At 51.7% G+C, this 1,986-nt stretch carries 1 rRNA gene; it reads right to left on the reverse strand.

The window, feature by feature from the left end:
- Window positions 1-54: 54 nt before the first annotated feature.
- Window positions 55-1,591: ribosomal RNA gene (locus LVD14_RS15405) — 16S ribosomal RNA — on the reverse strand.
- Between the last annotated feature and the right edge of the window lie 395 nt (window positions 1,592-1,986).

The raw sequence follows: 1,986 nt of genomic DNA on the forward strand, positions 1-1,986 counted from the left end.
CAGGATTAAGTAATAGAGGTGAGCACTTGGCCGAGATGCCTTGCGCTTTCTGTTTAAGGAGGTGATCCAGCCGCAGGTTCCCCTACGGCTACCTTGTTACGACTTCACCCCAGTCATGAATCACAAAGTGGTGAGCGTCCTCCGAAGTTAGACTACCCACTTCTTTTGCAACCCACTCCCATGGTGTGACGGGCGGTGTGTACAAGGCCCGGGAACGTATTCACCGTAACATTCTGATTTACGATTACTAGCGATTCCGACTTCATGGAGTCGAGTTGCAGACTCCAATCCGGACTACGAAACGTTTTATGGGATTAGCTCCACCTCGCGGCTTGGCAACCCTTTGTACGATCCATTGTAGCACGTGTGTAGCCCTGGTCGTAAGGGCCATGATGACTTGACGTCGTCCCCACCTTCCTCCGGTTTGTCACCGGCAGTCTCCTTAGAGTGCCCAACTTAATGATGGCAAATAAGGACAAGGGTTGCGCTCGTTACGGGACTTAACCCAACATCTCACGACACGAGCTGACGACAGCCATGCAGCACCTGTCTCAGAGTTCCCGAAGGCACCAATCCATCTCTGGAAAGTTCTCTGGATGTCAAGACCAGGTAAGGTTCTTCGCGTTGCGTCGAATTAAACCACATGCTCCACCGCTTGTGCGGGCCCCCGTCAATTCATTTGAGTTTTAATCTTGCGACCGTACTCCCCAGGCGGTCAACTTAGTGCGTTAGCTGCGCCACTCAAGACATTACGTCCCCAACGGCTAGTTGACATCGTTTACGGCGTGGACTACCAGGGTATCTAATCCTGTTTGCTCCCCACGCTTTCGCACCTCAGCGTCAGTATCGATCCAGGGGGCCGCCTTCGCCACCGGTATTCCTCCACATCTCTACGCATTTCACCGCTACACGTGGAATTCTACCCCCCTCTCCCGTACTCTAGTCTGACAGTATGTGATGCAGTTCCAAGGTTGAGCCCTGGGCTTTCACATCACACTTACCAAACCGCCTACGCGCGCTTTACGCCCAGTAATTCCGATTAACGCTTGCACCCTTCGTATTACCGCGGCTGCTGGCACGAAGTTAGCCGGTGCTTATTCTGCAGGTAACGTCAACTGCAACGGATATTAGCCGTTGCCCTTTCCTCCCTGCTTAAAGTGCTTTACAACCCGAAGGCCTTCTTCACACACGCGGCATGGCTGGATCAGGGTTTCCCCCATTGTCCAATATTCCCCACTGCTGCCTCCCGTAGGAGTCCGGACCGTGTCTCAGTTCCGGTGTGGCTGATCATCCTCTCAGACCAGCTACGGATCGTCGCCTTGGTAGGCCTTTACCCTACCAACTAGCTAATCCGACGCAGGCTCATCTGATAGCGCAAGGTCCGAAGATCCCCTGCTTTCCCCCGTAGGGCGTATGCGGTATTAATCCGAGTTTCCCCGGGCTATCCCCCTCTATCAGGCAGATTCCTACGCGTTACTCACCCGTTCGCCGCTCGACGCCTGGGAGCAAGCTCCCATCGTTTCCGCTCGACTTGCATGTGTTAAGCCTGCCGCCAGCGTTCAATCTGAGCCATGATCAAACTCTTCAGTTTAAGTTTTGTGCCGGTTTCATTATTCGTACTACTTAACCGAATAACTCCCCAGCCAAATCACGCTCAAAGTCACAACTACTGTCTATAAGACTTAAATAATTAACTCAATAATTAACGCAGTTGCTTACCTTTGATATTTTTACGAAATGACGCAAAAACACCTCGGCAAGCACCCACCTCTATTACTTAATCTCTGTCTTTTAAAGAACCTTTCCTCGAAGCCTTCGTGGCTAAGAGGCCGCGTATTATACGCGTTTGAATCAGTCTGGCAAGGCTTTTTTCGAACAATTTTTTGATCAACCGTCGATCAAAATTCCTTACCGGGCCTGCCTGCTGAAGTTGCCCTTCAGCTGTCAGGGGCGCGCATTATGCCACAGTTTTTGATGCCTGCAAGC

The sequence above is a fragment of the Pseudohongiella sp. O18 genome (assembly GCF_021729085.1).
Taxonomy (GTDB): Bacteria; Pseudomonadota; Gammaproteobacteria; order Pseudomonadales; family Pseudohongiellaceae; genus Pseudohongiella.